Origin of the sequence: Aliihoeflea sp. (assembly GCF_052435475.1) — a bacterium.
In the GTDB taxonomy this organism is placed as follows: Bacteria; Pseudomonadota; Alphaproteobacteria; order Rhizobiales; family Rhizobiaceae; genus Aliihoeflea.
The window spans coordinates 16,184-37,308 of sequence record NZ_JBQVMV010000008.1; the positions used below are offsets into that span (position 1 = coordinate 16,184).

The 21,125-nt window shown below is 61.2% G+C and carries 14 protein-coding genes; 8 read left to right on the plus strand and 6 right to left on the minus strand.

Translation table 11 applies throughout. The annotated features are described in order from the left end of the window. Window position 1: 1 nt before the first annotated feature. The 4 genes from ACT6QU_RS10915 to ACT6QU_RS10930 are packed head-to-tail and all read left to right on the plus strand — an operon-like array spanning window position 2 to window position 6,501. A complete protein-coding gene (locus tag ACT6QU_RS10915) occupies window positions 2–2,980 on the plus strand; it encodes a site-specific DNA-methyltransferase (protein WP_444836666.1) in 2,979 nt (992 codons plus the stop codon). A 2-nt stretch (window positions 2,981–2,982) separates the two neighbouring features. After that, entirely contained in the window at window positions 2,983–3,570 is a 588-nt protein-coding gene (locus ACT6QU_RS10920) for a GIY-YIG nuclease family protein (RefSeq protein ID WP_444836667.1), read from the plus strand. A gap of 18 nt (window positions 3,571–3,588) precedes the next feature. Continuing rightward, window positions 3,589–4,410 carry a hypothetical protein gene (locus tag ACT6QU_RS10925; protein WP_444836668.1) on the plus strand — a complete coding sequence of 274 codons (822 nt, stop codon included), beginning with the start codon at window positions 3,589–3,591 and terminating at the stop codon, window positions 4,408–4,410. 3 nt (window positions 4,411–4,413) lie between these two features. Further along, a complete protein-coding gene (locus ACT6QU_RS10930; protein ID WP_444565255.1) occupies window positions 4,414–6,501 on the plus strand; it encodes a 3'-5' exonuclease in 2,088 nt (695 codons plus the stop codon). Between the two features lie 59 nt (window positions 6,502–6,560). Here the strand turns inward: ACT6QU_RS10930 and ACT6QU_RS10935 are convergent, their stop codons facing one another. The 5 genes from ACT6QU_RS10935 to ssb all read right to left on the minus strand — a co-directional run bounded on the left by ACT6QU_RS10935 (window position 6,561) and on the right by ssb (window position 13,861). Then, window positions 6,561–6,965, minus strand: coding sequence for a hypothetical protein (locus ACT6QU_RS10935; RefSeq protein ID WP_444565256.1), 405 nt, complete (start codon window positions 6,963–6,965; stop codon window positions 6,561–6,563). A gap of 31 nt (window positions 6,966–6,996) precedes the next feature. After that, window positions 6,997–9,018, minus strand: a complete 2,022-nt coding sequence (locus ACT6QU_RS10940; RefSeq protein ID WP_444565257.1) for a hypothetical protein — start codon at window positions 9,016–9,018, stop codon at window positions 6,997–6,999. Further along, window positions 9,008–10,603 (minus strand): tyrosine-type recombinase/integrase, encoded by a 1,596-nt coding sequence (locus tag ACT6QU_RS10945; RefSeq protein ID WP_444565258.1) that lies wholly within the window; start codon window positions 10,601–10,603, stop codon window positions 9,008–9,010. The genes ACT6QU_RS10940 and ACT6QU_RS10945 overlap by 11 nt, the downstream gene beginning before the upstream one ends. Then, window positions 10,596–11,858 (minus strand): tyrosine-type recombinase/integrase, encoded by a 1,263-nt coding sequence (locus ACT6QU_RS10950; protein WP_444565259.1) that lies wholly within the window; start codon window positions 11,856–11,858, stop codon window positions 10,596–10,598. Before ACT6QU_RS10950 ends, ACT6QU_RS10945 begins: the two co-directional genes overlap by 8 nt. A 1,469-nt stretch (window positions 11,859–13,327) precedes the next feature. Continuing rightward, window positions 13,328–13,861, minus strand: coding sequence for a single-stranded DNA-binding protein (ssb, locus tag ACT6QU_RS10955; RefSeq protein WP_444565260.1), 534 nt, complete (start codon window positions 13,859–13,861; stop codon window positions 13,328–13,330). Window positions 13,862–14,486: 625 nt separating this feature from the next. Here ssb and uvrA point away from each other — a divergent pair. After that, entirely contained in the window at window positions 14,487–17,411 is a 2,925-nt protein-coding gene (uvrA, locus tag ACT6QU_RS10960; protein ID WP_444565261.1) for an excinuclease ABC subunit UvrA, read from the plus strand. Next, window positions 17,408–18,214, plus strand: a complete 807-nt coding sequence (locus tag ACT6QU_RS10965; RefSeq protein WP_444565262.1) for a DUF72 domain-containing protein — start codon at window positions 17,408–17,410, stop codon at window positions 18,212–18,214. Before uvrA ends, ACT6QU_RS10965 begins: the two co-directional genes overlap by 4 nt. On the opposite strand, the gene ACT6QU_RS10970 is transcribed toward ACT6QU_RS10965, so the two are convergent. After that, the gene (locus ACT6QU_RS10970; protein WP_444565263.1) at window positions 18,209–19,078 is read right to left on the minus strand and encodes an NAD(P)H-hydrate dehydratase; all 870 of its coding nucleotides are present in this window, start codon (window positions 19,076–19,078) and stop codon (window positions 18,209–18,211) included. The genes ACT6QU_RS10965 and ACT6QU_RS10970 overlap by 6 nt on opposite strands. Before the next feature lie 242 nt (window positions 19,079–19,320). On the opposite strand from ACT6QU_RS10970, the gene ACT6QU_RS10975 reads away from it, so the two are divergent. Next, complete coding sequence (locus ACT6QU_RS10975) at window positions 19,321–19,659, plus strand: P-II family nitrogen regulator (RefSeq protein WP_444836878.1); 339 nt, start codon at window positions 19,321–19,323, stop codon at window positions 19,657–19,659. Window positions 19,660–19,708: 49 nt separating this feature from the next. After that, window positions 19,709–21,118, plus strand: coding sequence for a type I glutamate--ammonia ligase (gene glnA, locus ACT6QU_RS10980; RefSeq protein WP_024585546.1), 1,410 nt, complete (start codon window positions 19,709–19,711; stop codon window positions 21,116–21,118). Window positions 21,119–21,125 lie beyond the last annotated feature (7 nt).

Sequence of the window (21,125 nt, forward strand, 5' to 3'; positions counted from 1 at the left end):
TATGGCCAAGACCTCGATCCAGAAGGCCATCGCGTCGCTGTCGCATGACGACACGCGCATCAACGTGCCCACGGCCGAGATGGCGTCGCTGTTCGAGCAGCAGGCGGAGCTGACGGGTGATGTCGAGCGCGAGATGACGATACCGCGCCCTCGCCCGCTGGCCCCAGGCGAGACGCGGGTGCGCGATGGCGATCTCGACCCGCAGATCGTCTGGAACGGCGCCAAGATCCGCATCACCAAGCAGCAGATGCGCCAGCTGGCCGAGACGGGCGAGCTCGAGCTCGGCGACGCGCAGCTGGTCTGGCGCGGCAAGGATTCACAGGACTGGTCCGACCTCGTGGTCAACGCGCCGCCGATCTACCGCCAGGAGGCCATCCACCCGAAGCACCTGATCGACGATCTCAGGCGCATGTCGGAGCGCGCCCGCGAGACCGGCGCCGAGCAGCCGAACCTGTTCGCCGATTTCAACGGCATCACCGATCCGGAGGCACGGGCCGAGTTCTACCAGCACGCCCAGCACTGGACGAACCGCTTCATCCTCGGCGACAGCCTGCAGGTGATGGCGAGCCTGGCCGAGCGCGAGGCGATGCGCGGCAAGGTGCAGTGCATCTATTTCGACCCGCCCTACGGCATCAAGTTCAACTCGAACTGGCAGGTTTCCACCCTCTCCCGTGATGTGAAGGACGGCAAGAAAGAGGACGTCTCCCGCGAGCCGGAACAGGTGAAAGCCTTCCGCGACACCTGGAAGGACGGCATCCACTCCTACCTCACCTATCTCCGCGACCGCCTGATGGTCGCGCGGGAACTATTGACTGAAAGCGGCTCGATCTTCGTCCAAATCAGCGATGAAAACGTGCACAGACTACGGGGGCTTTTGGATGAGGTCTTCGGAGATCGCAACTTCGCATCTGTCATCATAGCGCCCAAGGTCACAGGGGTTGATAGTACGCTTCTCGCCTCACAAAGTGACTTTGTGCTCTGGTACTGCAAGGACCGTGAGCGTGCAAAGTTTCGCCGTCAGTTCTTGAGGAAAATTGATCGAGCATCGGCAATCGGCCGATATAGTCGGATTATCTTCGAAGATGGCCAGTCTCGGCCACTGCAGGCGTCTGAAAAGGCTGGCGAAGTCGAGATTGCCGCTGGACAGCCCTACCGACACGATAACGTCCTCAGCTCGGAGTTTCGACCAGATACAACAGTCGCCATAACCATATGGGGACAGCGGTTCTTCCCGGGCTCCAGCAATCACTGGAAAACCTCAGTCAGAGGAATGGAACGCCTAGCGCGTTCATCGCGCCTCGAACCGTCGAAAGGCGGCAAGCTGCAGTATGTTCGTTTACTTTCAGATTTTGACGTCATCGAACTTGGCAATGTTTGGTCTGATATTAGCGGAGCCGTCCAAAGCCGATCTGATCCGAAAATCTATATCGTGCAGACCTCCACTGCTTTGGTCCAGCGCTGCATCTTGATGACCACCGATCCCGGCGATTTGGTGCTCGATCCGACCTGCGGCTCGGGCACCACGGCGACGGTCGCCGAGCAATGGGGCCGACGCTGGATTACAACGGACACCTCCCGCGTCGCGCTGGCGCTCGCCCGCACGCGGCTGATGGCTGCGCGCTATCCCTACTACCTGCTTGCCGACAGCCCGGACGGCCGCGCGCAGGAACAGAAGGTTTCCGGAAAGCTGCAGCCGCAGGCGCTAACTGCCGGCGACCTCCGCCAGGGATTCGTCTACGAGCGCGCGCCGCACATCACGCTGAAGTCCATCGCCAACAATTCCGAGATCGATGTGATCTGGGAGAAGTGGCAGGCTGTTCTGGAGCCGCTGCGCGCCGAGCTGAACGAAAGGCTGCAGGCCACCTTCGAGGAATGGGAGATCCCGCGCGACCTCGACCAGTGGCTGGAAACGAAGGACGGCGCCGCCAAGGCCGGGCGCGTCAGCGCCCGGGTGCGCGCGCTGCACAAGGATTGGTGGGAAGGCCGGATCGTCCGGCAGAAGGAAATCGACGCTTCCATCGCCCGCGCGGCCGACGTCGAGATGCTCTACGACCGTCCTTACGAGGACAGGACAAAGGTGCGCGTCGCCGGCCCCTTCACGGTCGAGAGCCTGTCGCCGCACCGTGTCGTCACCTCGCGCGACGATACGCTGGCTGGCGAGCTTGCGGCCGCCGAAGGCACTATGCAGCCCGCACCGAAGAACGTGCCGGATCAGGATTTCGGCCGCATGGTCCTCGACCACCTGCGCTCCGCTGGCGTCCACAGCCAGGAGCGGCGCGACACGATCCATTTCCACTCAGTCGAGCCCTGGCCGGGCAACTGGCTGGCCGCCGAGGGCCGTTACACCGACGGTGACGGGCGCGAGAAACGTGCGGGAATCTTGATCGGTCCGGAATTCGGCACGCTCACCCGCTCCAACATCACCGCCGCCGCGCGCGAAGCCTCCGACGCCCGCTTCGACGCGCTGATCGCCTGCGCCTTCAACTTCGAGGCCCAGGCCAGCGACTTGAACCGTCTCGGCCCGCTGCCGATCCTCAAGGCGCGCATGAACCCCGACCTGCACATGGCCGAGGACCTGAAGAACACGGGCAAGGGCAACCTCTTCGTCGTCTTCGGCGAGCCGGACATCGACTTGATCGAGACGCCCGCCGGCGAAATCCAGGTGAAGGTCAACGGCGTCGACGTGTTCGACCCCTCGACGGGCGACATCCGCTCCACCGACACCAAGGGCATCGCCGCCTGGTTCATCGACACCGACTACAACGAGGAAAGCTTCTTCGTCCGCCACGCCTACTTCCTCGGCGCCAACGACCCCTACAAGTCGCTGAAGACGGCGCTGAAGGCCGAGATCGACGAGGACGCGTGGGCGACGCTCTACTCCGACACGTCACGGCCGTTCCCGCGACCGGCGACGGGGCGGATCGCGGTGAAGGTGATCAATCATTTTGGTGATGAAGTGTTGAAGGTGTTTGGGGTGTAGTAATGGCGATACCAAGGCACTTTCATCCAGCAGATTTCGGCTTCGACCCGAAAGAAATAGGGAATAGCAGCGGATTCTTCTACAAGCAGGCAACTATTGAGTGGTCCTCGCCACGGATCTGGAATCCCGATGAACTCGCGCCTACCGGACTCGAAAATCTTGAGCCCGGATACCTCTATGCAATCGTGCGGAACCATCACCGCGCTAAGACGCGCGATACGATCGTCTACGTCGGCATAACGAACAATCTCGACAGGCGATTTAGGAATCACCCGAAGGCATCCAATTTCGCAGCGATGCGCGGTCCGACGAGTTTAAGCATCGGAACAGTTGACTTCGGATTTTACCGCACTGCCAAGACTACCGGAAATAGAAAGGCGCTTGAGGGGATCGAGCATGTTCTAATCTGGTCATTATGGCCGACGCTGTTCAACGAGAAGAAGCAACACTCTCTTCCGCGTTTCAAAGCCCCAGTGGCGCAAGCTTGGCACATTGAAAACACCGGATATCGGTTCGCAGGCCGAATGCCCCGCGAAATTGTATTTCCTTGGATGCTTATCAAGCATGGACGAGATCGCTCTGCGAAATAGCGCCCTGAAGGTACGGAAATGAAAATAGCCAAGCCGCTTAATGAAATACAACGCCGCTTCAATGAGCTATGCGACAAGGGAGGTGGGCTAGGAGGAGGCCCCGCACGTACCAAGATGCAAGCGCTTCTGCATGAGGGCAGCAAGAAGCTCAACGCATTCGCTTTCGATGAAATCACTGACCAGCTGACGAAGTTCTCAGACCGAGATCCATGGCACGTCTGTTTTGCTGTCGGTTTGGGCTGGGGTCATCTAGCTCAGATCTCGGACGAATTTACCGACACTGCCACGCTGGTCCTAAGCAAGTTGGACAGCGCCGCATTACACAAGGCATGCGCCTACCACTACGAACGCGGGCCCGTCCCGATCGAGCAGTCCCTTTTGGGAGGCTACTCGATGTTTCAGAAGGTGCGACTTCCTGCCTCGCTTCCGGACGATCTGAAAAGTTACGGACGCGCGCAGGAGCGATGGCTGCAGCCAGTCCTATCAAAATCCGAGGAGAGACCGCGTTATATCGGCAGTTGGAATGCGACTGCAATGTTCATGGTCGCGTTGTTCTCGAAGCCAACATTGGCCGCTACCATGAAAGATCGTGAAGTAATGCTTCCTCCGGGCGGGCCCATCTTCAATGCGCTGTCCATACTGCATAAGGCGAAAATCCTCCCTTCCAAACCGGCAGGCAGTGAACTTGACGACCAGGCGTTTGAGCCGGGCGCGATATACGAGAATAATGCTTTGATGTCTGATCTGCTGAAGGGCAAATCCGACTGGAGTATTCTTGACGTCCACAGTGGGCTTTACATGCTTGGTACGCGGCACAATTTGTCGGATCAGTGGGCATAGCGCATGCCCACCATCCTCGCCGACAGCTTCACCGCATCCCTCGCCAAGCTCGCCAATGACGAGCAGAAGCAGGCGCAGCTGACGGCGTTCACGCTGATGACGGAGCCGGATCGGCCGGGGCTGCAGTTCCACCGCATCGACAAGTCCAAGGATCCGAACTTTTGGTCGGTGCGGGTTTCCCGCGACATCCGCATCATCGTCCACAAGACCGGCGGCAGCCTGATGCTCGCCTATGTCGACCATCACGACGACGCCTATGCCTGGGCAGAGCGCCGCCGCATCGAGGCGCATCCGGCGACCGGCGCGATCCAGATCGTCGAGGTGCGCGAGCGGGTCGAGGAGATCGCGCTTCCCGCCGCTCCCGTGCAGGCCGAGCTGTCCTTTGACGCCCCGGCACCCGCCCCTGTTCCGCCGATCTTCGCTAGTCTGGATGCGGGCCAGCTCCTGTCCGTCGGCGTGCCGGAAGATTGGGTCGCCGACGTCGGCAAGGCCACAGAGGAATCCTTCTTTGCGCTGGCCGCCCACCTGCCCCAGGAAGCGGCCGAGGCGCTCCTCGAATATGCCGCGACGGGCATCCTTCCGGTCCCAGCTCCCGCGACGGCCGATCCGCTGATCCATCCGGACACGATGCGCCGTTTCCGCATTCTCGACGGCATCGAGGAGCTACAGGCGGCCCTCGACGCGCCCTTCGAGAAATGGGCCGTGTTCCTCCACCCGCTCCAGCGACAGGTGGTGGAGCGCGACTATTCCGGCCCGGTGCGCGTGGCAGGTTCGGCGGGAACGGGCAAGACCGTCGTGGCGCTCCACCGCGTCATGCGCATCCTGCGCATCGATCCCGACGCCCGCGTCCTTCTCACCACCTTTTCCGACACGCTTGCCGATGCTCTCCAGCGCAAGCTGGTGATCCTGGCCAGCAGCCGTCGCGAGCTGACGGATCGCGTCACCGTTGCCTCGTTTCGGCGCATCGCCGAGGAACTTTATGCGCTGACCACAGGTCGCAAGGCCCACCTTGCCGACCGGGAGGGCGTTCGCAAGCTGGTGGAACAGGCCGCGATAGAGGCAGGCGTCACCGACTTTTCTCCACGCTTCCTTCTTTCGGAGTGGGAGAACGTCATCGACGCCTGGCACATCGGCAGCGCCGACGCCTACGCGGACGTGCCGCGCATGGGCAGGAAAAACCGGCTCGGCGCGAAGCAGCGCGAGACGCTGTGGCAGGTCTTCGCCCGGGTTCGGGAGGCATTGCGGCAGCGTGCCCTTTTTACGCCAGCCGCGCTATTTCAGCACGTCACCGAAACCTACGCCGCGCGAGATGAAAAACCGTTCTCGCATATCGTGGTCGACGAAGCGCAGGATCTCGGCGTCTCCGAGCTCCGCTTCCTCGCCGCAATTGCGCCGAACAGGCCCGACGCGCTGTTCTTCGCGGGAGACATCGGCCAGCGCATCTTCCAGCAGCCGTTCTCCTGGCTCGGTCTCGGCATCGACGTGCGCGGACGTTCGGTCACGCTGAAGGTGAACTACCGCACCTCGCAGCAGATCAGGCAGATGGCGGATCGGCTCCTGCCCCGGACGGTGCGCGATGTCGATGGACTCGAGGACGACCGTCGCGGCACGGTTTCAGTCTTTGAGGGCATCGAGCCGGAGCTCGTGATCGCAGAGGACGAGGCCGCAGAGCGCGCCGCGGCCGCTGCCTTCATCTGTCGCGCACTGGAACAAGGGATCGCGCCGCGCGAGATCGCCATCTTCGTTCGGTCGCGGGAGCAGCTGCTCCGTGCGCGAGACGTTGCCGAAGCGGCGGGACTCCACTTCCGGACGACGATGGCCGGCCAACACGACGAGGACACGGCGCTTGTTGGCACCATGCATCTTGCGAAGGGTCTTGAGTTCCGCGCCGTCGCGGTCGTAGCGTGCGACGAGGACGTCCTTCCACTTGCTGCGCGTGTCGCCGATGTCGCGGACGCGTTCGAACTGGACGAGGTGATCGCGACCGAACAGCAGCTGCTCTACGTGGCCGCGACCCGGGCGCGTGACCGGCTGTTCGTCTCGGGAAAGGCACCCGCATCGGAGTTCCTCGAGGCGGCGGTCGTCACGTAGCAAGCGCACGGCGACCCGGCGCCGCGGTGGTCCGCTAGTCGAATTGTTTGGGAACCACGTCATCGGCGCCTGTCTACCTTTCCCAGCGGGCGCTCAAGCTCTTGAGGGGTTATGCCTAGCCGATGAGCATTGGTCTGGTAAATAACGAAGAGTTCGTCATAGGCTCGCACCTGCATTCGCAGCCGCTGCAACTCTATTTCTTTCTGCTGAACCTTTTCCTGAAAGTGGATGATGGCAAGATCACCTTTCGAAAGGTGCCGTGGAATCGGTTTGGCCGATACTTTGTTGCGATATGCGTCGACTATGCCCTTGTGATTGCTTAGCGACTGCCGCGTCCACTTGTGGCCACATACACGTTCGGCTTCGTTGACAATATCCTTCCACCTCGGGATCCCTTTCCACTCACGGATGAATTCAACGATGTCGGCAATGTACGCGTCCGTGATCAGGACGCGTCGCTTCACGTGGCGAGGTTTGCTGTTTTTTCCAAGTCGTCTAGGCATCGTTGGCCATTTGCAGCGGTCGGTTTCCTAGGCGGGAAGGCATCGCGCGATTGACATGCACGACAGACCCATCCGGGATCGCAGGATCGTTGTGAACGGCGAGAATGCTACGCAGGCCATCGACCATGGATTGGTGGTGGGCCACGTAGTTGGACGCGCCGTAGGTCTCTTGGTCTGCCTCAGCAACCGCGTCCGCGAGAAACCATTCGTGCTCAGTCAACAGTTCCTCCGCTGCCCTCTTCTGTTCGAGGTCGCCTTTGATGACTAGATGCTCCCCGCACCGCCCGCAGCTGCCGTGATCGGGGCACGGCGCCAAGCTCCAATCCGTAACGCAGAGACCGATATCGGTTGTATGTGCGGTGGCAACAACGCTTTCCCTGAATGCGGGGCGCATGACTGGGGGCAGAGAGTCATGCAGTTCCGCCATGGTCCCGCGCATGCTGCCGTTTTCCATAAGGCGGCGAACCTCTTCAGCCTTTTGCATTCCGGTTACATGATCATATTCGGCGTTGTGACCGATGTCCTTCCTGCCGAACCATCGTGCGATTTCGTGCTCTCCCATGCCGCCTTGCTGGGCAAGTGTGTTCAGCCAGTGACGAAACATGTGGGACGTCAATTTGATCGGGCTGCCGTCGGCTTCCGTGAAACCGTATCGCGCGAAGATCGACTGCGTTGCTCCGCGCTTGGAACCCCTTCCGCAAAGAAAATCCCGTATCTGCTGGTCGGCCAGAACGCATACGACCGACGGGTTGCTCCCTTTTTTGTCATGACAGAAGTTCAGCGGCACCAGAAACAGATACTGAGACAGCGACAACTGGGACGATCTGCCAGGAAACCATTGCTCGGCAAGAAGCGCCCGTTCAATATCGGCCCGACGATACCAGCATGTACGACCTATCAGCGACGGCTTCAGGCTACGCCCCCTGGCCCACTGGTTGCCGCCATTCCCCCCGGAAAGACCGAACAACGGGCTGAGGTCATGCCCCGAAAAAAGCTGCTCCGGTCCGTGGTCGTTCGTCGGTTCCAGGAAGGCACGTCCGGGATGGTCTGCCAGCCACCGAGCCACCTTGCGGCCAGGAGCAGTGTGGGTCCTTATGTCCCTGATCGCTCGCTTGACGACATCGACCATCACCGTCTGAATCCACTTGACTTCCGGTTGACCGCCTGACTTTTCCGGCCAATACCGAAGTCCGTAGCGGGACTTGCGCCTTCCTTGTTGATCAAAGACCGGCTTTCCGTTTTCGACAACCTCCTCTTCTACCTCACAGTCTTCCGGCAAGGTCAGGGCCTCATTCAGGCGCATGCCCGTCGCGACCAAAATCTCGACGGCTCGCATGAGAACGACCTCCCACGGCTGCTCGACGAGGTTGGAAATGGCGCCGAGGGCTTCAAAGGCAGTCGGAGTCGGAAGCTTTTTCTTTCGTCGCTCTTCGTGCTCCTTGCCGATCCGGGTGTGGTCATGCGCGACCCTGGGAAATGGGTTCGTGAAGTCGATCCGGCCCTTAGAGATGGCATAACGGTTTAGCCATCTAGCTATCTCCTGGAGGAATTGGCCTATCCTGTAGCGCGATGACTCGGCCTCTCTCGCCCGACAGGCATTGGACGCCGCGTCGAAATCCGCTGTCATGATTGAACATGGGTCTCCCGAACGTTCGATAATCGCGTCGTGTAGATAGCGGGACGCACGGATCATGACCTGCAGGCCGGCCGGATGTTTCGGGTTCGCTTCGTACCGGAGGCAGACCAACGCCTTGATGAAATCCCCGAATGGCCTGAGCATCGGCCGGCGGCCGGACATCCCCTTCGCCGATCCGTTCTCGTGCGTCGTGAAATATAGAACGACCTTGTTGTGTGCGGAGGCCCTCCCTTCACGACAATGACTTACGTTCCAATCGTGCGCGTCGAAATCCCGGTTGCCTCTAAGCATCGTGCTGCTACGTGCACGTTCGATAAACGCTTCGAGGTTCTGCCGAGCGTCGCGAAGACGGGCGGAAGGGAGCTGCTCAACCGGCACTGGAGCCTCCAGCCTGAACGATGTCGATCCGCATGATCACGTCAGCGATCGCCAGGATCGTCGTATCGAAAAGCATGATCATGCTTGGGCCCAGCCCAATTTCCTCGCGCCGTTTCCGCTCGTCGAGGAGCCCGCTCAAAGCCTTGTCGTGCGGTGCGTCCATCCACGGCTGAAACCGGACGCAAGTATAGCAAGCAATCGGCGCCGTGAGGCCGCAGAACGAGAATGAGCCGCACGTCCCCAAGGCTTCCAAGGAGTTTTGCTTTCGGTCAGTGTGGTAGACGCGGCTCGATGGTCTTTCGCCGCGAATTGCTTCCTGTTCGTTGCGAACGAGCGTTCCGAGAAAAGCCTGGGACAGTGGCCCGAGTGTCAACGCCATGGCGGCATCGAGAGCCTCGACAATGTCGCTTTTGACATCGAAATACACGGAGACGTTCTGGAGGTCGGTGTGGTCTAGCAGCCGTGCTACCACCTGCCGCGAGGCCCCTTCCCTTACGAGACGCGTGGCAAACGTGTAGCGAAGGCGTCGCATCGTGACCCTCAGGGGACGGCCCGTACGAGGGGAGATGACGGAAAGCTTCTCGACCGCGCGCGTTACCATTAAGGAAAACTCATGTGCGGAGCGATGGTAGCGGTAGTCGGAGCCTGGGCCTTCCTGGGGCAGATCCTTACGCGGTGTCTGTCGCCTGAACAACGGCCGGCCATCACTGTCCGACAAATCCATCGGGTGATCGGCCCTGTTCTGATTGAATAGGGCAAGCAGGACTTCGCCGATTTCAGGGTTGAGCCGCCGGTCAACGCTCTCGGCCCGAGGGGCAGCATGGCCCTTCTTGTGTCGAGGGACTTCAAGCAGGAAGACTGGGGCCCCGTTTTCCGTCATAGGAACATCCCAGAAATCCTCTTCCCGGAGCAGGGCGAGCGGTTCGGGATTGGAGCCAAGGGCAAGCGCGAGCCAGATCGCGGCCTGTTCCTGAAGCGTTAGCGTTCCGTTCGTCGGGGAAGCACGGAGGGCGTTGCTGAGAGCGATGACCTCGCTGTCCAGCAGAGGCCCCTTGTCGGGATCGGCCGACCGGACCGCGTGCCCCTTTTCGTTCCCTCCGATGACGCGTTCGTCCAAGAGAAAGGCAACCTCTGGGGAAAACGGAGCGAACCCTTGATCGGAACACCAGCAATACCACTTCCTTCCGTAGTGGAGGCGATACTGCTCGTGCTCTGACAGGGCATTTGCCAGTTGCCCGAGGAACTGAAATGGGATTTCTCCGTCAAATTCTAGCGCAGCCTGAATCGACGGGAGAGGCCAGAGGATTTTGAAGATCTCCCAGTTGTTCGAAACCTCCCTCACCGAGTAATTCCGGATAAGGTACGAGAAGTACGCTTCAGTGGCGTGCAGCACGGTTCCGACTGGCAGGTCTACCTCAAGCCAGTCCAGTGTGGCTGATCGGCCTGGGTGGGGTATTCTCCAAAGCTTGCCACTAGTATCCACCTCGTACCCTGCGCGGCTGACCACGATTTGGTCGCGATCCGCAAGCGAAGATCGCGTCTCCATGCCAGATTCGGCGACGGCAGCATCGATCATCCTAGCCATCGCAGACCTTCCCCTGCATCTGCAGGCTGAGTTCCTGGGCCCGCCGTTCTGTGTGTCTCTCGGTGTACTGAAGGGCTGTCTGGGAGTTCTTTTTCCAGCCCATGAGGTAGTTTCTCATACTGGCTTCGCGTGCCTCGGTGAGACGCTGGTCCCTGTCGATCTCCTTTCCCCCCTCGTCCTGCCGTACCCTGTCGCACAGTTCGGAGAAGCGATCGTTCCAGGTGTGCCTCAGGGTGTGGGGCGAGAAGTCAGTTGGGAACTCCGGGAACGCATCTCGAAGGATGACGAACAGGTCGTAGACCGTCCGACTCGCCATCGGCTTTCCGTTCTCGGCCACGAATACGAACGGCTGCTTCTTGGCTCCCGGATAGAGCCTAGCGTCCGAGCGGCAGATCAACCATTTCTCCAGTGCGCCTAATAGGTCGGCGTCGATGTGCAGCACTCGGTCGGCGGTCTTGACCGAGGGCTGGTCGGGCCGCGGATCCTCCGGGTCGTCGGGACGGCCATGCACCGAAATACGGGGCCGTGATCCCGCCATCAACAGGTCCACCCCCTTCAGAACCAGTGGCTCTGCTCTCCGCAGGCCTAGCTTGTAGTAGGAAAGCAGCAGCGCCCAGTTGCGCGCCCTGTGCCGCGCCTCGAACGGATTGTCGGGATAATCCGGCCTGATGACCTCCAGGAATCTGTCCCTGAGTTCCTCAGGAAGACCCTTCTTGCCGCCTCGGCCTCGGCCTCCGCCACCTTCGCGCACGGTGGTCTCTACGAGGCGCTTCCAGTCCTCCAGTTTCCGCGATGCGTCGCCGTACCGCCCGCTTGACGACAAGATTCGGTACAATGCGTGTTCGGCGCGCCAGGCAAAATATTGGCGCATCGCCATGACGCGCCCGTACTGGGTATTGCCGCTCACGCTGGACAGGTGTCGACGCTTCCTGTCGGTCGCGCGTCCTCTGCCGAGCCAATGGGCTAGGTCCCGCGTCTCCTCGGACGAGAAGAGTTCGAGGCTGTCCAAGCGGGCATCTATGTCGATGTCCCGCTCGATTCCCCATTCGAGCACAAGGCGGATCGTGGAGAGGCTTGCGTCTATGGTCTTCTGCGCCCTGCGTTGGTCGCGTTTCGGCCCGGTGCAATAGCGGGTCACCCACGGAACGGGCAGGTCCGTCGTTGCGTCCTTCAGCAACGTCATCCTCTCGCCCGACGCAGCAACCAGGCGTGACAGATAGTAGCCTTGCTTCGGCGGAGGCGCGACGGATGTCATTACTTCACTCCCGGCGCGATCAGGAATGAGCAGGACCTACATACTTGCGGTTCACTGTAAGTCGGCTGACCCTCCCTATGCGCCCGGTTGCGGCAGGTACCCTGCGCGGCACCTTCCCAGGAGGATTTGTTGGCTATCTGCGCAAGGAAATCGGTGTCCCACCACGGCTGCGTTGGCGCTTCGTGTTTCACTGGCATCCCCTTCCCCTTTCGTGCGTGTGCGCGAAAGGAGAGCCGGCGCGACGCACGGCGTCAACGTCGACGAAAACGATAGCGCCGCAGGCCATTGGCGCCGAGCAAAGTATTGGTATTTCTCGATAATCAGATCGGCGCCAAGGATTCGTTTTTTTGGTGAAATGACATCGAATCCTTGAGGAAAGGCGAAAGTTTTTGAGGCCGCCAAGGACTAAATCTGTGGATAACTCTTGCTCGGCGTTCCCTTCTGCCACTCGCGCTGTGGCGAAAGTTTCTTCCGAAGAGGTGTTGACCGATTCGTTCACGATAGCAGGTGTGCCAAGCCGTTCGCACTTCAGAGCCTCACGCCTCTCATCAAGCGGGTAAAGCGCTCTCCGCAAGCCCCCGCTCGCGCATGTCCACTTTAGGATACCCAGAAGGACCGTGCGGTAGCTTCGCGATGCCGTTCACCCATCGGGAGATATCTGCGCTCATGGTGACCACCGCTCCGCTAGCCCCCAATTCTGAGAGGGATTGCTAAGTGGCCTCCATCGCCGTCAGCTTCGCGGCGAGCGGTGAGTGCGGCCTTGGGCAGTTCAAGCGGACGCCCTCCCTTCTCAGCCTGGCAGTCCGTCGCCGACGCGGCGACACTTGGAAGTCTTGTCATCAACGCCCCGGACACACGGCAAGGACCTTAGGCCTGGGTGACCGGGCAGTGGAACACATGCGCCAGCCACCGACATCAGATGAAGTCCGGGTTCGGCATCGCTCCTGGGTGCGGCCTGCGCGCGGCCAGGGAGATGCTCGGCTGCTAATAGCGATTGCCGTGCTCGGCGATGCTGCGAACCTGGGCATGGGATCAACGAAATATACGGGATCCACAGGGCGGAACGGGCGCCCCTCGCCACTACGCGCCTTCCTACACTGCCAGCCGGAGCCACGAGATGCCACGATGGCACCCGGAAGATCTTGCCTGATCGTGCGTATCCAATGGCGGATTCTACTGCTGGACTTGCCACGCCTGGGAACGCCTCTGAAGTGGCACACCGGGTTGACGATGGCCTTCGGAAGTCGCCCAGATGGGATTGCGCGAATGCCCGCGCGGTTTACACACGGGCAATATGGTCCCCGAACAAACCTCGGGTTCAAAAGCGGTTTCAGCCGAACAGTTGACAGTGGGCGAGGTCGGGCAAGCGGAAACGCGCAGCTGAAAAGCCCCATTCCCTGGAATTCCGTCAAGTCATTGACTGCTCACAAGAAAGTCGGCTGCTGTTTACACCCACGCTTGACCACCTGTCAGAACGGAATTTCGTCGTCCAGATCGCGGCCGTAGCCGCCTCCGCCACCGCCACTGGACTGACCTCCGCGGCCGCGATCGTCAGAGGGACCGGACTGGCCGAAATCGCCGCCGCGACCACCGCCGCCGCCCGAATAACCGCCGCCACCACCATAGCCGACCTGGCCCTGATCGCCGCCCTGCCCGCGCGAATCCAGCATTTGCAGTTCGCCGCGGAATTTCTGCAGGACGATCTCGGTCGTATAGCGCTCGACGCCATCCTTCTCCCACTTACGGGTCTGGAGCGCGCCTTCGATATAGACCTTCATGCCCTTCTTCAGATACTGCTCGGCCACCTTTGCGAGGTTGTCGTTGAAGATGACGACCTGATGCCACTCGGTCTTTTCCTTGCGCTCGCCGGAATTTTTGTCGCGCCAGCTTTCCGAAGTTGCGATGCGCAGATTGACGACCGGATCGCCCGAGTTCAGGCGGCGCGTTTCCGGATCGGCCCCGAGATTGCCCACCAGAATGACCTTGTTGACGCTGCCTGCCATATCGCTCTCCAGATTACATACACTTTGTGCCGGCACCATAATGGATGCCGCCCGACGACGCTCCGGCGAAGTGCCGACGTTCCACAACAAACATGTTCTTATTTTGTTCTATCGAAACTCGAAGCTGGGATCAAGCGAAAATCCAGCGCTCGCGAAAAGCAAAGCCCCCCGACCATCAAGGGTTCGAGGGGCCTTCTTGTCGCCTCTTGGGCAACGGTATCGATATCCGAGTATCGATATATTATTTCGAAAGCGACTAGACGTCGTTCGACAATCGTCTCTGATTTTGGATTGATCACCGACAAGCGGTCGGCGCGACTGCGTCAGGCAGTCAGAAGAGCCTATCCGGTGGAGTCATGCCTCACCTCGTGATTGTCTCTCGGGCGTCGCCGACCTTGATCGGCTGACGGTTTCATCGTGCCCTCACCCCGCCGTTAGGTCAAGGCGAAATCGATGTCAGGAGCATGTTCCTTCTTCGTTCTTTTCGCTTGAAGCGGCGATTGAAAAGCAGCAAAAGAAACTAGCCTGCGTGCCGCCCTCGACGGAAGCGCGGGAATACCTACATGTGCGGCTTGGCCGGACGGCAAATTCCCGGCATCGCAATCAGGAAGGCGACGTTCGGCTCATGGCGGACCACAAATTCATTTCCGTGCGCGGCGCGCGCGAGCACAATCTGAAGAATCTCGATATCGATCTGCCGCGCGATAGCCTGATCGTCATGACGGGTGTGTCGGGCTCCGGCAAGTCCTCGCTCGCCTTCGACACAATCTATGCCGAAGGCCAGCGCCGCTATGTCGAGAGCCTCTCGGCCTATGCCCGCCAGTTCCTGGAAATGATGCAGAAGCCGGACGTCGACCAGATCGACGGCCTGTCCCCCGCCATCTCGATCGAGCAGAAGACGACGTCGAAGAACCCGCGTTCGACGGTCGGCACCGTCACCGAGATCTACGATTACATGCGCCTGCTCTTCGCGCGTGTCGGCATTCCCTATTCGCCCGCGACCGGCCTTCCGATCGAGAGCCAGACGGTCAGCCAGATGGTCGACCGGGTGCTCGAAATCGAGGAAGGCACGCGTCTCTATATCCTGGCGCCGATCGTGCGCGGCCGGAAGGGCGAGTACAAGAAGGAACTCGCTGAGCTTATGAAGAAGGGCTTCCAGCGCGTGAAGGTCGACGGCACCTTCTACGAGATCGCGGACGTCCCGGCCCTCGACAAGAAATACAAGCACGACATCGACGTCGTGGTCGACCGTATCGTGGTGCGCGGCGACCTGGCGACGCGGCTCGCGGATTCGATGGAAACCGCGCTGCGTCTTGCCGAAGGTCTCGTCATCGCCGAGTTCGCCGACAAGCAGTTGGGCGAGGAGATGACGGGCGCCGACGCCGTCAACAAGTCAAAGAACGAGACGCATGAGCGCATCCTGTTCTCCGAAAAGTTCGCGTGTCCGGTGTCCGGCTTCACCATTCCCGAGATCGAGCCGCGCCTGTTCTCGTTCAACAACCCCTTCGGCGCCTGCCCGACCTGCGACGGCCTCGGCAGCCAGAAGGCGATCGATCCATCGCTCATCGTTCCCGAGGAACACGTATCGCTGCGCGAGGGCGCCGTCGCGCCCTGGGCAAAATCGTCCTCGCCCTATTACGTCCAGACCCTCGAAGGTCTCGGCCGCGCCTATGGCTTCAAGATCGGCGACCGCTGGCGCGACATCGGTGAGGAAGGCCGCAACGCCATCCTCCACGGCACCGGCTCGCGCAAGGTCGAGTTCTCCTATGATGACGGCATGCGCAACTACAAGACATCGAAGACCTTCGAGGGCGTGATCCCGAACCTTCAGCGCCGCTGGAAGGAAACCGAATCCGCCTGGATGCGCGAGGAGATTGAGCGCTTCATGTCGGCCACCCCCTGCCCGGCCTGCAACGGCTACCGGCTGAAGCCCGAAGCGCTGGCGGTCAAGATCGCCGGCCACCACATCGGCCAGGTCACCGAGATGTCGATCCGCAAGGCGGTCGGCTGGTTCGAGGAACTGCCAAAGGCGCTCAACGAAAAGCACAATGAGATCGCCGTCCGCATTCTGAAGGAAATCCGCGAACGCCTGCGCTTCCTGAACGATGTCGGCCTCGACTATCTTACCATGTCGCGCAATTCCGGCACGCTGTCGGGTGGCGAGAGCCAACGCATTCGCCTCGCCTCGCAGATCGGCTCCGGCCTCACCGGCGTGCTCTACGTGCTGGACGAGCCATCCATCGGCCTTCACCAGCGAGACAATGCGCGTCTCCTCGACACGCTGAAGCACCTGCGCGACCTCGGCAACACGGTCATCGTCGTCGAGCACGACGAGGACGCGATCCTGCAGGCCGATCATGTCGTCGACATCGGCCCCGCCGCCGGCATCCATGGTGGAAACGTCATTGCCGAGGGCAAACCGTCCGAGATCATGGCCAACCCGAACTCGCTGACCGGTCAATATTTGTCCGGCTCGCTGGGCGTTCCTCTTCCGGCCGAGCGCCGGAAATCGAAAAAGGGCAAGCGCATCAAGGTCGTCGGAGCGCGTGGCAACAATCTGCGCGATGTCACCGCCGAAATTCCGCTCGGCACCTTCACCGCCGTCACGGGCGTTTCGGGCGGGGGCAAGTCGACCTTCCTCATCGAGACGCTCTTCAAGGCCGCCTCGCGGCGGATCATGGGCTCAAGAGAGCACCCTGCCGAGCACGAAAGAATCGAAGGTCTCGAATTCCTCGACAAGGTCATCGACATCGATCAGTCACCCATCGGCCGCACCCCGCGCTCCAACCCGGCAACCTACACCGGGGCCTTTACGCCGATCCGCGACTGGTTCGCGGGCCTGCCGGAGGCCAAAGCGCGCGGCTACCAGCCGGGCCGGTTCTCGTTCAATGTCAAGGGCGGCCGCTGCGAGGCGTGCCAGGGCGACGGCGTCATCAAGATCGAGATGCACTTCCTGCCCGACGTCTACGTCACCTGCGATGTCTGCCACGGCAAGCGCTACAATCGCGAGACGCTCGACGTCACCTTCAAGGGCAAGTCGATCGCCGACGTGCTCGACATGACGGTCGAGGAAGGCGTCGACTTCTTCGCCGCCGTGCCGGCCGTCCGCGACAAGATGGAGACGCTGAAGAAGGTCGGCCTCGGCTACATCCATATCGGCCAACAGGCGACGACGCTGTCGGGCGGCGAGGCGCAGCGCATCAAGCTCGCCAAGGAACTGTCGCGCAAGGCGACCGGCAAGACGCTCTACATCCTCGACGAGCCGACCACCGGCCTCCACTTCCACGACGTCGCCAAGCTGCTCGAAGTGCTGCACGAGCTCGTCGACCAAGGCAACACGGTCGTCGTCATCGAGCACAATCTCGAAGTCATCAAGACCGCCGACTGGGTCCTCGACCTCGGCCCCGAAGGCGGCGATGGCGGCGGCCAGCTCGTCGCCTCCGGCACGCCCGAAGAAGTCGTCGCCGAGCCGAAAAGCTACACCGGCCAGTTCCTCAAGGAACTCCTTGAACGCCGGCCCATCATTGGCAAGGCCGAGGCGGCGGAATGACCATGCCAGGCAAAATCCGCGCGGGCATCGGTGGCTGGACGTTCGAGCCGTGGGAAGGCACCTTCTATCCCGACAAGCTCGCGAAGAAGAAGCAACTCGAGTTTGCCAGCCGGCAGATTCCGACGATCGAGATCAACGGCACCTACTATCGCGGCCAGACGCCCGAGACCTTCGCCAAATGGGCGGCGGACGTCCCCGAGGGCTTCGTCTTTTCAGTCAAGGGCAACCGCTTCGTCACCAATCGCAAGGTGCTGTCGGAAGCCGGTGAATCGATGCAGCGCTTCTTCGATACCGGCGTCGCCGAGATGGGCGACAAGCTCGGCCCGATCGTCTGGCAGTTCGCTCCGACAAAAAAGTTCGAGGCCGACGATTTCGAAGGTTTCCTGAAGCTCCTTCCCGAAAGCCGCGACGGAGTTTCCTTCCGCCATGTGCTCGAAGTGCGTCACGAGAGCTTCGCGGTGCCCGAATTCGTCGCGCTCGCGCGGAAGTACAAGTCGGCGATCTGTTATGCCGATCACCACACCTATCCGGAAATCGCCGATGTGACGTCGGACTTCGTCTACGCCCGCCTGCAAAAGGGCGAGGACGACGTGCCGACTGCCTACCCGCCAGCCGAACTCGACCAGTGGGCGGAGCGCGCGCGCATCTGGGCGGCGGGCGGCGAGCCGGTCGAATTGTCGAAGGCCGACCCGAAATCGACCCCGGAAAAGCGCCCTCGCGACGTGTTCGTCTATTTTATCCACGAAGGCAAAGTCCGCGCGCCGCAGGCCGCGCAAGCCTTCATGGAACGGGTGAACTCATAAGAGTTCGCGCAGGATCGCCGGCAGCATGTCCGGCAGATCATCGGCGATCAGCCCCGGCCCGAAGCGCGTTCCGGCCTCTGCGTGTATCCAGGCGGCGGCGCACGCCGCCTCGAATGCCGGCATCCCCTGCCCGGACAATCCCGCGATTATCCCTGCCAGCACGTCGCCGGAACCCGCGGTCGCCAGCCAGGGCGAACCGTTCTCGTTGACGGCAATGCGTCCATCCGGCGCGGCAATCGTCGTATCCGGCCCTTTATAGACGACGATCGCACCCGAGCGCCGCGTCGCCTGGCACGCGCGATCCGCCTTCAGACCCTCCGCCTTATCCCCAAATAGCCGCCTGAACTCGCCCTCATGCGGGGTCAGGACGACCTGCCACTCGGAGCGGACGATCAGCCCGAAGAGGGCATCCGCCTCGTCCTTGAACGAGGTGAGCGCATCCGCGTCCAGAACCGCTGTCGCGCTCCTGGCCCCAACGGGACTCGTCAGGATTGTCTCGACAAACGCCCGGCACTTCCCGCCCACCCCAAACGCCGGACCGATGACCACCGCCGCCGGCAAACGCTCTTCCAGGAACGTCCGAAGCGAACCGACATCGTCGATCTCCGCCAACATGGTCGACGTCAGATGCGCCGCATTCGCAGCCAGCGCATTGCGCGACGATCCGACGGTGACCGCGCCCGCTCCTGCCCGCGCCGCACCTTTCGCCGACAGCCGCGCAGCGCCGGTGTTCAGCGGCCCGCCGGAAAACACCAGAACGTGGCCGCGTCGATATTTGTGCGCATCGCGCGCCGGCCGGGGTAAGTGCGCCGCCCAAAGCTCAGGGAGATTGCGAAGTGGCGTTTTGGCGAGAGGATCAGTCATTGCCCATTATGCTCGCACTTTGCCTGTTTCATGTGCACATCGACGATCAACATTCTCTCGGACCGTACCCGTTTTCCGCTGCCATCATGCTTGCTCGTCTGTGGCCAGCGCGGCAATCGCGACTTTCTGCAAAAAACCCGAAAACGAGACGCGGAATCGCTAAAACTGGCACGGACCGTGCATTCTTTTCGGCGAAACGGGACTGTCAGCCTCGTTTTTATCGTATCGGAGGCCAATTTCGCATGAAAAAGATCGAGGCGATCAACAAGCCTTTCAATCTCGACGAGGTGAAGGAAGCTCATCAGGAAGACGGGCTTCAGGGCATCACCGTGACCGAGGCGAAGGGCTTTGGCCGTCAGAAGGGTCACACCGAGCTTTATCGGGGTGCCGAATACGTCGTCGATTTTCTTCCCAAGGTGAAGATCGAGGTCGTGCTCGGCGATGACCATGTCGAACAGGCGATCGAGGCGATTCGCAAGGCGGCGCAGACGGGGCGGATCGGCGACGGCAAGATCTTCGTCTCAAATGTCGAGGAAGTCGTGCGCATCCGGACGGGAGAGACCGGCATCGACGCCATCTAGGGCGCGGGCCGATCAGGGATTTCAAAGTTCAACTACAGGGAAACTGAAAATGACCACAGCAAATGACATCCTCAAGCGGATCAAGGACGAGGACGTCAAGTTCGTCGACCTGCGCTTCACCGATCCCAAGGGCAAGCTGCAGCACGTGACGATGGACATCGCGGCCGTCGACGAAGACATGTTCGCCGATGGCGTCATGTTCGACGGCTCGTCGATCGGCGGCTGGAAGGCCATCAATGAGTCCGACATGGTGCTGATGCCCGACACCGAGACGGCCCACATGGACCCGTTCTTCGCGCAGTCGACCATGGTCATAGTCTGCGACATTCTCGACCCCGTCTCGGGCGAGGCCTACAATCGCGATCCGCGCACGACCGCCAAGAAGGCCGAGGCCTATCTGCGTTCGGAAGGCTTCGGCGACGAGGTCTATGTCGGCCCGGAAGCCGAATTTTTCGTCTTCGACGACGTCAAGTACAAGGCCGATCCCTACAATACCGGCTTCAAGCTCGACTCCTCGGAACTGCCGTCCAACGACGATTCCGAATACGAGACCGGCAACCTCGGTCACCGTCCGCGCGTCAAGGGCGGCTATTTCCCGGTTCCGCCGATCGATTCTCTCCAGGACATGCGCTCCGAGATGCTCTCGGTCATGTCGGAAATGGGCGTCGTCGTCGAAAAGCACCACCACGAAGTGGCTGCCGCCCAGCATGAGCTCGGCATCAAGTTCGACGCGCTGACCCGCAACGCCGACAAGATGCAGATCTACAAATACGTCATCCACCAGGTCGCCAACGCCTACGGCAAGACGGCGACCTTCATGCCGAAGCCGATCTACGGCGACAACGGCTCGGGCATGCACGTCCACATGTCGATCTGGAAGGGCGGCAAGCCGACCTTCGCCGGCAACGAATATGCGGGCCTGTCGGAGAACTGCCTGTTCTTCATCGGCGGCATCATCAAGCACGCCAAGGCGCTCAACGCCTTCACCAACCCCTCGACCAACTCCTACAAGCGTCTGGTCCCCGGTTTCGAAGCCCCGGTTCTGCTCGCCTATTCGGCACGCAATCGTTCGGCCTCCTGCCGCATTCCGTTCGGCAACTCGCCGAAGGCCAAGCGCGTCGAGGTCCGCTTCCCCGATCCGACCGCCAATCCGTACCTCGCCTTCTCGGCGATGCTGATGGCTGGCCTCGACGGCATCAAGAACAAGATCCACCCGGGCCAGGCCATGGACAAGGATCTCTACGATCTGCCGCCGAAGGAACTGAAGAAGATCCCGACCGTCTGCGGTTCGCTGCGCGAAGCGCTGACCTCGCTCGACAAGGATCGCGGGTTCCTGAAGGCCGGCGGCGTGTTCGACGACGACCAGATCGATTCCTACATCGAGCTCAAGATGGCCGAAGTGCTGCGTTTCGAAATGACGCCGCACCCGATCGAGTTCGACATGTACTATTCGGTCTGATCGGACC